The sequence below is a fragment of the Mesorhizobium sp. M4A.F.Ca.ET.090.04.2.1 genome, assembly GCF_003999085.1.
Taxonomy (GTDB): Bacteria; Pseudomonadota; Alphaproteobacteria; order Rhizobiales; family Rhizobiaceae; genus Mesorhizobium.
Map to the genome: position 1 here is coordinate 1 of NZ_RZOT01000117.1, position 12,342 is coordinate 12,342.

Annotated in this window: 13 protein-coding genes; 7 read left to right on the forward strand and 6 right to left on the reverse strand. The window is 64.7% G+C overall.

The features are described 5' to 3' along the window. The first annotated feature begins 539 nt into the window (after positions 1-539). The 3 genes from EN781_RS10895 to EN781_RS10905 all read left to right on the forward strand — a co-directional run bounded on the left by EN781_RS10895 (position 540) and on the right by EN781_RS10905 (position 3,459). Complete coding sequence (locus EN781_RS10895) at positions 540-2,279, forward strand: HAMP domain-containing sensor histidine kinase (RefSeq protein WP_127399972.1); 1,740 nt, start codon at positions 540-542, stop codon at positions 2,277-2,279. Further along, positions 2,254-3,036 carry a peptidoglycan-binding protein gene (locus EN781_RS10900; RefSeq protein WP_126055778.1) on the forward strand — a complete coding sequence of 261 codons (783 nt, stop codon included), beginning with the start codon at positions 2,254-2,256 and terminating at the stop codon, positions 3,034-3,036. The genes EN781_RS10895 and EN781_RS10900 overlap by 26 nt, the downstream gene beginning before the upstream one ends. A 72-nt stretch (positions 3,037-3,108) precedes the next feature. After that, positions 3,109-3,459, forward strand: coding sequence for a DUF1491 family protein (locus EN781_RS10905; RefSeq protein ID WP_126055777.1), 351 nt, complete (start codon positions 3,109-3,111; stop codon positions 3,457-3,459). Here EN781_RS10905 and EN781_RS10910 read toward each other — a convergent pair. Beyond that, positions 3,454-4,509, reverse strand: coding sequence for a DUF2336 domain-containing protein (locus EN781_RS10910; RefSeq protein WP_127399973.1), 1,056 nt, complete (start codon positions 4,507-4,509; stop codon positions 3,454-3,456). The two genes, EN781_RS10905 and EN781_RS10910, sit on opposite strands and share 6 nt — an antisense overlap. Before the next feature lie 188 nt (positions 4,510-4,697). Between EN781_RS10910 and EN781_RS10915 the strand changes: the two genes are divergently transcribed. Continuing rightward, positions 4,698-4,880: a hypothetical protein gene (locus tag EN781_RS10915; RefSeq protein ID WP_245455539.1), complete on the forward strand. Its 183-nt coding sequence runs from the start codon at positions 4,698-4,700 to the stop codon at positions 4,878-4,880. 128 nt (positions 4,881-5,008) lie between these two features. Here EN781_RS10915 and EN781_RS10920 read toward each other — a convergent pair whose 3' ends face one another. The 4 genes from EN781_RS10920 to EN781_RS10935 all read right to left on the reverse strand — a co-directional run bounded on the left by EN781_RS10920 (position 5,009) and on the right by EN781_RS10935 (position 9,190). Beyond that, positions 5,009-5,557 (reverse strand): DUF1254 domain-containing protein, encoded by a 549-nt coding sequence (locus EN781_RS10920; protein ID WP_126055774.1) that lies wholly within the window; start codon positions 5,555-5,557, stop codon positions 5,009-5,011. Next, positions 5,550-6,134: a DUF1214 domain-containing protein gene (locus EN781_RS10925; protein WP_126055773.1), complete on the reverse strand. Its 585-nt coding sequence runs from the start codon at positions 6,132-6,134 to the stop codon at positions 5,550-5,552. Before EN781_RS10925 ends, EN781_RS10920 begins: the two co-directional genes overlap by 8 nt. Before the next feature lie 98 nt (positions 6,135-6,232). Continuing rightward, positions 6,233-8,389 carry a penicillin-binding protein 1A gene (locus EN781_RS10930; protein WP_126055772.1) on the reverse strand — a complete coding sequence of 719 codons (2,157 nt, stop codon included), beginning with the start codon at positions 8,387-8,389 and terminating at the stop codon, positions 6,233-6,235. Positions 8,390-8,551: 162 nt separating this feature from the next. After that, positions 8,552-9,190 carry a TetR/AcrR family transcriptional regulator gene (locus tag EN781_RS10935; RefSeq protein WP_126055771.1) on the reverse strand — a complete coding sequence of 213 codons (639 nt, stop codon included), beginning with the start codon at positions 9,188-9,190 and terminating at the stop codon, positions 8,552-8,554. 149 nt (positions 9,191-9,339) lie between these two features. Between EN781_RS10935 and EN781_RS10940 the strand changes: the two genes are divergently transcribed. The 3 genes from EN781_RS10940 (at position 9,340) to EN781_RS10950 (ending at position 11,884) form a co-directional block, all read left to right on the forward strand. Continuing rightward, the gene (locus EN781_RS10940) at positions 9,340-9,582 is read left to right on the forward strand and encodes a glycine cleavage T C-terminal barrel domain-containing protein (protein ID WP_245455538.1); all 243 of its coding nucleotides are present in this window, start codon (positions 9,340-9,342) and stop codon (positions 9,580-9,582) included. A gap of 118 nt (positions 9,583-9,700) precedes the next feature. Then, on the forward strand, positions 9,701-11,254 hold the full coding sequence (locus EN781_RS10945) for a trimethylamine methyltransferase family protein (protein ID WP_126055770.1): 1,554 nt from the start codon (positions 9,701-9,703) through the stop codon (positions 11,252-11,254). A gap of 222 nt (positions 11,255-11,476) precedes the next feature. After that, positions 11,477-11,884 carry a DUF3168 domain-containing protein gene (locus EN781_RS10950; protein ID WP_126055769.1) on the forward strand — a complete coding sequence of 136 codons (408 nt, stop codon included), beginning with the start codon at positions 11,477-11,479 and terminating at the stop codon, positions 11,882-11,884. A gap of 9 nt (positions 11,885-11,893) precedes the next feature. Here the strand turns inward: EN781_RS10950 and EN781_RS10955 are convergent, their stop codons facing one another. Then, positions 11,894-12,280 (reverse strand): ester cyclase, encoded by a 387-nt coding sequence (locus EN781_RS10955; protein ID WP_126055768.1) that lies wholly within the window; start codon positions 12,278-12,280, stop codon positions 11,894-11,896. Positions 12,281-12,342 lie beyond the last annotated feature (62 nt).

Here is a 12,342-nt window from a genome sequence, read left to right on the forward strand (position 1 = left end):
GCCCATCTCAACGCCCTCTCGTCCGTGACCGGATCATGCATCTTTCGGCATGACCTCTTTTATGGGCTGGATCGTGGCACACACGCACAAAGGACGGCTTGCGTGGAAGCAGGGAATTTACCTCAAATTTTAAACGAATTCGAAAGGATTGGTTTTGCAATCGATTTCATTTAAATCTCATCGATTGCATTAACTTTACAATAACCATATAACTATTTGTTTTTTAATGGTGATTTGAAAATCAAATGCGGTCGTCGTCAAGTTTGGCGCACCTCGCCTCCCCCTGCAGGGGCTAACCCTCCGTTTACCATGGCGCGAGATCGCCGGGCTTTCCCGCGCCGGCGTCTCAATATTTGCCGTGGGCCGGGCGTCGACCGGGTCAGCCTTATCCATTCCTTAAACGCTGGATGCGAGTCTCAGGGCAAGCAAAAGCGACCTGCGAAAAGCAGGGCAGTTCACGACCGGGTGCGAGTGCGTTGAGTTCGATTACGGCCAGATACGCTGAATTGCCTGGCGCGATGGCTGCCGGCTGCGAACGTATGGTCCATCCGACCATAACGGGCGTGGGCGAGCGCCTGCGCCAGCGCCGCTTCATCGGCGTCATGCTGGCAGCCCCCTTCCTTGCCGCCGGCGCCGCGGTGACGCTGGTCACCTCGAGCCTTGGCGCCGCCGTGACGGTGACCGCGATCTTCGCCGCCTTCGGCCTTTGCTGGTTCGCCGCGCTGCTGGTTGCGGCATCCGGCCGGATGGCGCTCGTCGGCCGTGCGGCGCTCTTGTTCGGCGGCCTTGCTCTTGCAGGCGCGATCTTCGCCGCCGGCGGTCTTGCCTCGCCGGTCGCGCTGCTTGCGCTTACGCTCCCGTTCGAAGCCTGGTGGATCGGCGGCTCGCGACGCGCCGCCCTGTGGGGCGCGCTGTCCGCGCTCGGCGCCGTCCTGCTGCAGCTTTTCGCCGGCCCGCTGTTGCCGCTCGGCTCGGCCGGGATCGCCGCCTGGCACTGGCTGTTGCCGCTGGCCTGGGCGTTGACCCTGGTCCCGCGTCTGAATTCGCTCCGTGATCCTGGCAACACCCAGCCGGTGTCGCTCGCCCGCGACCGGCTTGAGGACATCATCGATGCCGTCGTGCTGCAGTTGGGCCGGCAGGGCGAGGTACTGGACGCTTCAGCCAAGGCGCGCGCCATCCTGAAACTTCAGCCGGAGCTTCTTCTCGGTACCGGCCTGTTCGAGCGCGTCCACCTCGCCGATCGTGTCGACTATCTCTCCGCGCTCGCCGATATGCGCGACGGTGCCGCAATGCGCCGGGTCGACCTGCGCATCCGGCTGCCGCGCGATGGGTCAGGCGCCGCCGACAATTTCCGGCCGTTTCGTCTTCAGCTAATGCGGGGCGAGCAGCGGGACACCTTTATGCTCCTGCTCAGCGAAAACGACGATGTCGCGGCCCTGCGCGAAAAGCTCGCCGCCGCTAACGAGACCGCGGCCGCGGCCGAGGTGACGAAAGGACGTTTCCTGGCCGTGGTCAGCCACGAGCTTCGCACGCCACTCAACGCCATCATCGGCTTCTCCGACATGCTGCTGCATGAGATGTTCGGTCCCTTCGGCGATCCGCGCCAGAAGGAATATGTCGGCCTGGTGAGGGACTCCGGCCAGCATCTCCTCAACGTCGTCACCTCGATCCTCGACGTTTCCCGGATCGAGGCCGGCGCCTACGCGACCGAGCCCGAGCCGTTCCGCTTCGCTGAAGCGGTCGATATGTGCCAGTCGATGATGCGGCTGCAGGCCGAGGCCAAGAATATCAGGCTTGCCGCGCAAATCGCGCCGGATGCGGGCGAGATCAACGCCGACCGCCGCGCCGTTCAGCAGATACTGATCAACCTCGTCTCCAACGCCATCAAGTTCACACCTGATGGCGGCAAGGTCGTGGTGGGCGCCAAGCGGGTCGGCTCGCGGCTGCATTTCTGGGTCAGCGATACCGGCATCGGCATCGCCGAGGAGGATTTCGTCAATCTCGGCAAGCCCTTCATGCAGATCCAGAACGACTATACGCGCCGCTTCGAGGGAACCGGGCTCGGCCTGTCGCTGGTCAAGGGCCTTGTGGCACTGCATGACGGCACCATGTCGATCGAGAGCATGCCGGGTGAGGGCACCACGGTGACGATCAGCCTGCCGGTGAACGGACCGAGAGGTCGTTCGGACAAGAGCGATGGGGTGTTGGCGATACCCGCGCTGAAGACCAAGGGGCATGCGAAAGGGGACAGGAATGGCTCGCTCCGCAAAACAGCCTAGGGCGGTCAAGCGCCAGAGCAGCGCCTTCGAGGAGGGCGCGATTGCACTCGGCGGCATGATCTCGCGCAATCCGGTGCTGGTCGGCGGTTCGACCGCCTTCCTGGTGACGCTATTTTATGTCTCGGCCAACGCGCTCTGGTACCAGCCTTTCCCGCACGCCGGCGCGTTCTTCGCCACCAGGAGCATCGAGGATTTTCCGCGTGCTGGTGCGGAAGAGCCCGAGACCACCATCAACATCGTGCGGCCTGCGCCGGTCAAGAGCGATCCGACCGTCGAACAGGTCCAAGGCATTTTGAAAGATCTCGATTTCTATTCCGGGACAGTCGACGGCATTTCCGGCCCCAACACCCGCAAGGCCATCCAGGCCTATCAGCAGAAGGTCGGCCTGCCGGCCACCGGCGAGATCGACGCCATGCTGCTCGACCAGCTCGGCGCCAAGCAGACGACGGCGGCCATTCCGCATCCCGTGCCGAGGCCCGTGGACAGGGCCACAACTCCGGCAGCGGCGCCTTTGGCGGCACCGATTCCAGTCTCGGCGCCGGCCAACGTGTCCGCCGAGGCGCCCGACGCCCGCATCGTTAAGATCCAGGCCGGGTTGAAGGCCTTCGGCAATAACGACATGCAGCTCGACGGCGTCGTCGGCGCCCGCACCAAGGCGGCGATCAAGGAGTTCCAGTCGTTGTTCGGCTTGCCTGAAACCGGCGAGCCCGATGAGATCGTGTACGTCAAGATGCGCGAGATCGGCCTCACCAACTGAGCGTCGGGCGACAGCTGGCGCAATCACGGGCCGATGCTGTAAGGAGCCGCGCATGCCGTCCGGAGCCTTGCCATGCGCGTGACCACCGATCTGTGGGTGTCGGCCCTGTTGCGCCGAGTGTTCGCCGCCGGCGGTTTTGCCGCGGTGGCGAAGCGCGGCGCGGCCGAGGCGGGCGCGGTCTTCGTGCTGTCGCGCGGCCGGCTGGGCGAGGTCGCTCTGTTCGGGCCGGCGCCGCAGACCAGCTACGATTCGGCCAAGCCTGACGAGCGCTTCTTCAGCCTGCTTGGTACCGGCGACGATGCCGCACCGTTCGATGCCAGGCTGGAGCGCGAGAAGAAATTCGATCCCGACATCTGGGTGGTCGAGATCGAGGCCGGCGCCGTTCCGGTCGAGGACCTTTTGTCCGTCAAGACGGACTCATGACGCCTTGAGGTTTGCGGCGGAGTCGTCGCTGTTCGAGGCTCGGTGTTCCTCGGCATTCGCCACCTCGCCCGCATTGCCGCGGATCGCCCGCGACAGGGTCTCAACCTTCCAGGCGCGCACCTTGTCGAGTGCGGCGTCGCGGTGCAGCAGGCGGTAGCGGTCGAGGAACAGGCGGATCGCCTGCGGGTGCGGAAACTCTCTGGGATAGACGGCGACGGCGATCAGGAAGGCCCGGTCCTCGTTGAGGTCGAGCGAGCGCAACGCGGCAAGCAACGCAGCATAGCCTGCCTGTTCGGTCAGCGCCCGCGCCGTCTGGAAATCGATATCGAGCGCGTCCGCCAGCGCGGTCTGGAAGAAGGCGGCGTTGCCGGTCAGCGCCGTCTCACGCAACTTGGTGTAGGTCGACGGGGCGATAAACGGATTGACGCTCTCGGTTCCCGCTTCGGGGCGCATCATCGCGCGCAGCCGGCGCCTGGCATTTGCGGCGGCAATGCCGGGCGTCTCACGCATGTCCGCGCTAGCGGGAAGGGCGGGTTCGTCCTTGACTATCGGTGCTTCTGCCCCGACGGGTGCCGGGTCGGCCTTCGCGGGCAATGCCTGGACGATGGGCTGCGGCGGCCGCAGCCTGACCAGCGTCGGCTTTGCCAGCGCCTTGATCAGGTCCGCGATGGTCGGGTTCAAAGCTTTGCGGCGGGCGATGGCGCGAGCATGCGGCAGGCCGTGGCGGCCGATCAGCGCGATAAGGTCGATGTCGCTAAGCGCCCGCGAGCGGGTGAGCAGCGGCGCCGCGATGTCGACCGGCTCTTCCGCCAGCCGCCGCACCAGGGCGGGGGGCGCGTATTCGCATTCGGACAGCGCGGCGGCGACGTAGCGACGCGATTCGACCGACACCTCGTCGAACAGCGGCAGCGTCAGGTCCTCGAGCTGGCTGATCTCGCGGCGCGAGGGACGGGTGAGCGAGCAGAAGGCAGACACCGAGGCGCGGAACAGCTTTTCGGCCTTTCCCGCCTCTGTCCGAACAGCGATTTGCCTGAAATCCGAAGATGACACGGAAGATACGCCCGACACTCGACACAACCCTGGCGACGCTCGACCGAACCGTGCCGGTTTCGCGTGCATCAGAAACAAAGTTCAAATTAGCGGCGATCCGTTAGCGCTCCGTTAACCCTCTGCCCGCCTTAATCATATTTGGAGGCGTTGCGTTGTGCTCCGGGGCAACCGAGAGGAATACGCGAACCATGGGCATGGTACTGTCTTTCGTGCCGCGACCGGCACCCGTAAATCGAGCAGTTCGGGACACCGGCACACCGGCGGCGGTGATCATCTTCCCCGGCGTCCGCTATGAGCAGCCGCCGCTGACCGGCCAGTCGCGTCCGGCCGATCCGGACGAGCCGCCGCGGACGCCTGTTCCGCATCACTAGAACAATTCCAGGAAAAGTGTGAAACGGTTTTCCGTTCCGAATTGTGCCAACAAAAAGATAGAGCGCCGCGCGTCCGTTCGGGCGCGCCAAGGACCTTCCAAAAGTTAGAATCCGCGTGCGCTGCCTGGTCAGTAATCCTGCAACTCGCAGGAACTCTGCTCCAGGAACCGTGACACGATCGGTTTCCAGCTGTCGTCCGGCACGAAGGCACGGATGACGAAGATGCCTTCCTCGATCGGCGCCTCAACGAAGATCGCACCCTGCAGTTCCTCCGGAAGTTCCCGGCGCACATCAATCATCTGCGCCGGCGTCAGCACCACTGTGTCGAGCACGCCGCCGGTCGCGGTGTGGTCGTTGAAGGAATAGAAATTGTGGCCGTTGCGGTCATAGACCGACACCGACCAGAACGGCACGTGGCCCGGTGCCTTGATGCGCACCATGCCTTCGGCGAGGTCGAAGCGGCATGCCGCCGCGTAGAATAGCGGATCGACCGATTTCACCACCGGCGCGCCGCCGGCCTCGGCGTCGAGCCTGGTCATCCTGTAGAGGTCCGAGGCCATCGCCAGCCGCGACCAGGCATCGCGCTCGGAAAATTCCGGCACCAGCATCAAAACGATGATGTGGACGATCCCGGCGCCGATCAGGCCGAGCAGCATGGCGTGGAAGAGCCTACGCATTGCAGCCCACTTTCACGATGCCGGGCAGCGTCACGTCGGAAAGGCCGGTGCTGCTGGCGATCGGGGTGTCGTAGAAGGTGAGCACGAAATACATCTTGCCGAAGCCGTCGGTCAGCAGCCAGTTGCCGGGAGCGGGGCGGTTGCCGACGGCGATGGCCACCGAATTATCAGGCTGGCGCAGCACCTGGTAGGACTGGAGCGCGGCCAGCCTCGCCTTGCCTGTGTCGACCACGCCGAGCGACCGATCGGCGGCATAAAGCGTCCAGAAGCGGGCGGTGGGGAATCCGCCTTCGATCGTATAGGCGCATTCGCGCTTCAGGGGTTCGCCGCCGGCGTCGCGCTCGGCGATGAAGGACAGCCCCTCGGCCTTGCCGAGCGCCAGCACGCCCTCGCGCGCCACGCGCGCTTTCGAATAAGGGTCGGCGCCTTGTGTGCCGATCTCGGGAAAGGCCGTCCACTGGCCGATCCTGATCGCGCCGACGCCGTCCTGCGCCTGCAGCGCATACCAGACGCTGCCGCCGCCGACGCCGACGGCAATGGCAAGCGAAAGTAGCGTCAGGAAGGCGGTCTTGAGCATGAACAGCCAAAACAGGAGAACTTGCCGCTCGGGGATATCGCGGGCAGGGGCCTCGTGGCAAGTCGCGCCGGTGGATAGGCGGACGCTGAATGGGACGCTCAGAGCGCCGACAGCGTCTCCGGCGCCTTGGGCGCGTCGAGCACAGGGGCTGTCTGGAACGCCTTGGTCATCTCGCGCAGCGTCTGTGTGGTCTGGCCGGAGAGCACCGGCGGCCGCTCGGCCTGGGCCTGCGCTGCGGCCTCCTCGGCATTCTTCTGGGCGGCCTCCTCGGCCTTGGCCGCGACTTCCGGATCGACGAACGGGTGATCGAGGCCGGGGATCGGCTTCAGGTCGATATTCTGGTGCGCGTAGACCATCAGCCGCTGCCAGACCATCGCCGGCAGCGAACCGCCGGTCATCTTGTTGGTGGGCGTGAAGTCGTCATTGCCCAGCCAGACGGCGGCCGTGTAATTGCCGGTGAAGCCGACGAACCAGGCGTCGCGGTAGGATTGCGTCGTGCCCGTCTTGCCGGCGACGACGATGTTGGGAAGCTGGGCGCGCCGCGCCGTCCCTATCACCGGCACCGCCGCCAGCATGGTGTTCATGTATTTCAGCGCCTGCTCCGACAGCACCCGACGCGGCGGCGACGCGTCCTTGGCCCAGTCGTAGACCACATCGCCGGTGCGGGTGACGAGCTGGGTGATTCCGTGCCGCGAGCCGACGAAGCCGTTCTGCGCGAACACGCTGTAGCCCGTCGCCTGGTCCATCACCGTCATGAGCGAGGTGCCGAGCACCATGGTCTTGTGCCCTTCCAGCGGCGACTCGACGCCCATCGCCTCGGCCATCGCCTTGATCGGACCGATGCCGAGATGGTCCTTGGCGAGCCGCACCGGCACAGTGTTGATCGACTTGGCGATGGCCGTGATCAGGGTGACATTGCCGGCCGATCCGCCGCTGTAGTTGTGCGGCGACCAGTTGCCCCAGCTAACGGGGCCGCCGGAAACCACCGAGTCAGGCGTGAAGCCGTGCTCCATGGCTGTGGCGTAGACGTAGGGCTTGAACGAGGAGCCGGTCTGGCGCAGCGCCCTGGTGGCGCGGTTGAACTGGCTGGCGCCGTAGTCGCGGCCGCCGACGATGGCGCGCACCGCTCCGTTGGTCTCGATCACCACCACCGCGCCTTCGGTGACGTTGTATTCCTTGCCGAACTGGCGCAGGTGGAATTCGACGGACTCCTCAGCCGCCTTCTGGATGTTGGCATCGAAAGTGGTGTGGGCGACCAGTGAGTGCTGGCCGGGCTTGGCGATCTTCTTGACCTCGTCGAAGGCCCAGTCGAGGAAGTAGTCCGGGCTCTTCTGCTCGCCGCGGTCGACGACGTCGGCCGGATGCAGCCTCGCCTGCAGCACCTGGCCTTCGGTCATGAAGCCGGAATCGACGAGGTTGGACAGCACCACATTGGCGCGCGCGCGGGCGGCCGGCAGGTTGATGTGCGGGGCGTATTTGGTCGGCGCCTTGAACAGGCCGGCCAGCATTGCCGCCTCGGCGAGGTTCAGGTCCTTGACGCTTTTGCCGAAATAGAAATCCGCCGCCGCCTCGATGCCGAATGTGCCGCCGCCCATATAGGCGCGGTCGAGATAAAGCTGCAGGATCTCCTTCTTCGATAGGTTGGCTTCCAGCCACAACGAGAGAAAAGCTTCCTTGATCTTGCGCTCGAAGGTGCGCTCATTGGTCAGGAACAGGTTCTTGGCCAGCTGTTGGGTGATGCTGGAGCCGCCCTGCACGACCGAGTTGGCGCGGACGTTCTCGAAGATGGCGCGCGACAGGCCGAGCACGTCGATACCGTAATGGTCGAAGAAGCGCCGGTCCTCGGTCGCCAGCACCGCCTTGATGACATGGTCGGGCATTTCGTCGACCGGCACCGAGTCGCGCTGGATGATGCCGCGCTGGCCGATCTCGTTGCCGTAGCGGTCGAGGAATGTGACGGCGAAGTCGCCCTGCGCGCGCCAGTCGCCCGCTGTGATCTCGAAGGCAGGCATCGCCAGCGCAAGCAGCACGACGATGCCGCCAGCGCCCATAGTGAAGCCTTCGCTGAGCACCTCGATGATGCCGCGCCGCCAGCCCTTGACGCGGAAGCGTCGGAAAAAGATGGTCGCCGCTTCCCAGAACTGGCCTGCCTTGAAGCCGATTTCGTAGAGCGAGGAATCGAGCCACGCGTCGACGGCAAGCAACGCCGAGGCAATGCGGCCTCTTCTCTTGCGTGGTCTCAAAGGACTTGCCATTCCAGAATTCCGCCCCAGCCAACTTCCCCAAAACGGCATGGGCAGTTTCGAGGGTGGCTCCCTGCCTGACTATTCGACCATTTTATCACCGCTCACAAGGGTAGCGAAGCCACACACAAGCTTTGTTGATCGCTAAGGTTGATTCCGGGTGCTCGAGCGATATCACCGCGCCGCGATGAAGCGCATGAAATGCGCCACATCGGCGTCGCTCGGCTCCTGGCCGGTGAAGGCGCGAAGATAGGCCGCGAGATGGCTGACCCTGGCCTCGACCGGTTCCTTGAGGTCGAGGACGTAGTAGCCGATCTGCATATAGTAAAGCACGCGCGCCCGGATGAAGGCATTCTCCGCGTCAAAGCCGTGTCTTTGGTACATGTCGCGGATAGCGGTGAGGCGATCGTCGTCGGCCTGGTCGATCATGCGCCGCACATCGTCCGAGCGCCTGGCCCATTCACGTACGGCAAAGTCGAGCCTCGGGTCGAACATGCGCTCGTCGGCCCAGCATTCGAACACGTTGAGCACGCCCATGATGATGGTTGCGGCAGGGCGCTGGGCGCGCTCGACGATCGCCTTGGTATTGGTCTCATGCCAATGCTTCAGCAACTGGTCGAGCAGATCCTGGCGGCTTTCGAAATACCAGTAGAAGCTCGACCGCGACACGCCGAGCTTCTGGCCGAGCGGCAGCACGCGCACGCTCTCGATGCCGTCGGAGATGAGCGTCTGCAGCGCGAGGTTGATCCAGTCCGAGCGCGTTACCTTGATGTTGCCGGGCGCCGGCTCGTCTTGCGGCGAAATCATGATCATAGACACACAAGTGGCACGCCGGATCACCGCGCGCAAGCTCTGGACATAAGTGTCTAGACACATATGTACAGTAGATATATGGTAACGGCTTCCAACGAGAGGGGAGAGGCTCGTGAAGTCGCATTATCGCGCGGTTGTCATTGGAGGAGATGTCGTCGGCGCCTCGGTGCTTCAGCTTCGAGCCGGTCTGGCACAAGGGTCGGCGCGTCGGCTTCGTCACCTCCGGCGGCTATGGCTACACGGTTGGCAAGAGCGTCGCGCTGGCGTTGGTGGACGACGATTTCGCCGGGGAGGGGACGGAGCTTTCGGTGCACATTGTCGGCGTCGAACGGCCGGCGCGCGTCATCCCCGCCTCACCCCACGACCCCGACGGCAAAGCGATGCGGCAATAGAGGATGATCCCGAAAAGTGGGAACCGGTTTTCGGAAAAGATCATGCTCAAACAAGAGGATAAGATGGAACGGGATGACGCTTCGAAGAAAAGTCATCCTGTTCCAAGGAGGATCTGGCATGGTTGAAGATGTCGCCCGCGATCTGAGGCGCGAACGCCGGCGTGGACGCACCAGCGAGGCGGGCAGCGAGTCAAGCCGCCGGCCAAACTACCGGTCGCTCAAGAACCCGTTCCTGCCGCAGCCGATCTTCTCCGAAGACCAGGTCGCGGCGATCCACGACACGGCGCTGCGCGTGCTGGAGGAACTCGGCATCAAGGTGCTGCTGCCGGAGGCGCGGCATGTCTTGGCCGGCGCTGGCGCGCTGGTCGACGAAGACAGCCAGATGGTGCGCATCGGCCGCGATATGGTCGAGGCGGCACTGGCCTCGGCGCCGCGCTCGATCCGGGCCCATGGCGGCGCGCGCGATCGCGATCTGATGCTTGAACTGGGCTCGATGACCTTCCTCGCCGGGGCCGGCGCGCCCAACGTCACCGATCTCGAACGCGGCCGGCGGCCGGGCACGTTGGCCGCCTACGAGGAACTGACCAAGCTCATCCAGCATTTCGACGTGCTGCACATGCTTTGTCCCTCGATCGAGCCGCAGGATGTCGACAACCGCTTCCGTCACTATGCCGTCAACCGGGCGCAGCTGACGCTTTCCGACAAGTTCCCGTTCGTCTTCGCGCGCGGCACTCCGCAGGTCGACGACAGTTTCGAGATGGTCCGCCTGGCGCGCGGCCTCTCCGAGGACGAGTTCCGCGCCGGCGCTCATTGCTACACCGTCATCAACACCAATTCGCCACGCCAGCTCGACATCCCGATGGCGCAAGGCATCATCGATTTCGCCAGGGCCGGCCAGGTCTCGATCATCACGCCCTTCTGCCTGGCTGGCGCCATGGCGCCGATCACGGTCGCCGGCGCGCTGACGCTGCAGCATGCCGAGGCGCTGGCCGGGCTGACGCTGGCGCAGATCGTGCGACCCGGGGCGCCGGTCGTCTACGGCTCCTTCTCCTCCAATGTCGACATGAAGTCGGGCGCGCCGGCCTTCGGCACGCCCGAGCACGTCAAGGCGACGCTCGGCGCCGGCCAGCTCGCCCGCTTCACCGGCCTGCCCTGGCGCTCCGGCGGCGGCAGCGCCGCCAATATTTCCGACGCGCAGGCCGCGCACGAGACGCAATTCGCGCTGTGGGGCTCGGTGCTGGCCGGCGCCACGGTCTGCATCCACGCCGCCGGCTGGCTGGAAGGGGGGCTGAGCGTCTCCTACGAGAAGCTGATCACCGACATCGAGGCGCTGCAGACAGTCGCCGAACTTTGCGCGAGGACACCCGGCGACGAGGATTCCATCGGCTTCGAGGCCATCGCGGAGGTGCAACCGGGCGGCCATTTCTTCTCCGCCGGTCACACCATGGCGCGCTACCGCACCGCCTTCTACGAGCCGCTGGTCGCCGACTGGTCGAACTTCGGCAACTGGACGCAGGCCGGTTCGAAGAGCGCCACCGAGCGCGCTACCGGCATCTGGAAGCGGCTGCTCGCCGACTTCCAGCCGCCGGCTTCGGCCGCCGCCACGGCCAGCGTGCTCGACGAGTTCATCGCCCGACGCACCGAGGAGGGCGGCGCTGCGCCGGTGTCTTGACGGAGATCATTCATCATCCGGACAGGAAGTATCATGCAGTCTGGCGCGGGTCTTGCGACGCGGCTACGCTGCATGTGAAGACTGTTGGCGGCGCAAGGGATTGTCCAAGGCGTGACTGGCGAGCGGAGACGACGATGACGGCGCCCGACGATTTGCTGCAGGCCTTGTTCCAGAGATTGAAGAGTAGATTGTCCAAGGCGTGACTGGCGAGCGGAGACGACGATGACGGCGCCCGACGATTTGCTGCAGGCCTTGTTCCAGAGATTGAAGAGTGACGCGAAGCTGACGGCGCTGCTGGGCGGCGCCGGCCTGCTCGAGCGGGCAACCGAGAACGCTGCCTTCCCCTATGTGACATGCGGCCACACCAGCGCCTTCAACCAGGACACCGGCGCCGACAACGACGCCGATCAGCTTGTCACGCTGCATGTCTGGTCGAAGGCCCAAGGCGAGGCTGAAACGCGCCTCATCATGAACCGCATCGAGGCGCGCCTTGCGGGAGCGGCGCTGTCCATCGGTCCGCGCGGGCAAACACGCCTGTCGCTGGAGTTCGCCGAGGCTCGCTACGACGAGGACCTTGCGGTCCATCATGGATTGCTGCGCTTCCGCGCCGTCACGCGGGAAGACGCCTGACGGATCGCATTAAAGCTGAGCCGCGATCTCGGCCTTGTCGATGACCGACCAGACCTCGCATATGTGCGCATCGCGAAATTCGTAGAACACGTTCTCGGCGAAGCTGACCCGCTTGCCGTTCACGGGCAATCCGAACAACCTGCCTTTGGGGGTGCAGTCGAAATGCAGGCGGGCAGCCACGCGCGGCGGCTCGCAAACCAGGAGTTCGATGCTGAAACGGAGATCGGGAATGGCCTGGAAATCGCCTTCGAGCATGCGGCGATAGCCCGACAGTCCCACCGTTTCGCCATTGTACTGCACCGCCTCGCCGACGAACCGGCCTAGATTGGCCCAGTCCTGGGCGTTGAGACACGCGATGTAGCCTCGGTAAAGTTCGGCAAGTTGTTCACGTCGCATAGCGTGCTCCTCTGGTCGTCGGGCCTTCGTATCCTAGCTAGGGAAAGGCGGAAGTTCCGCAT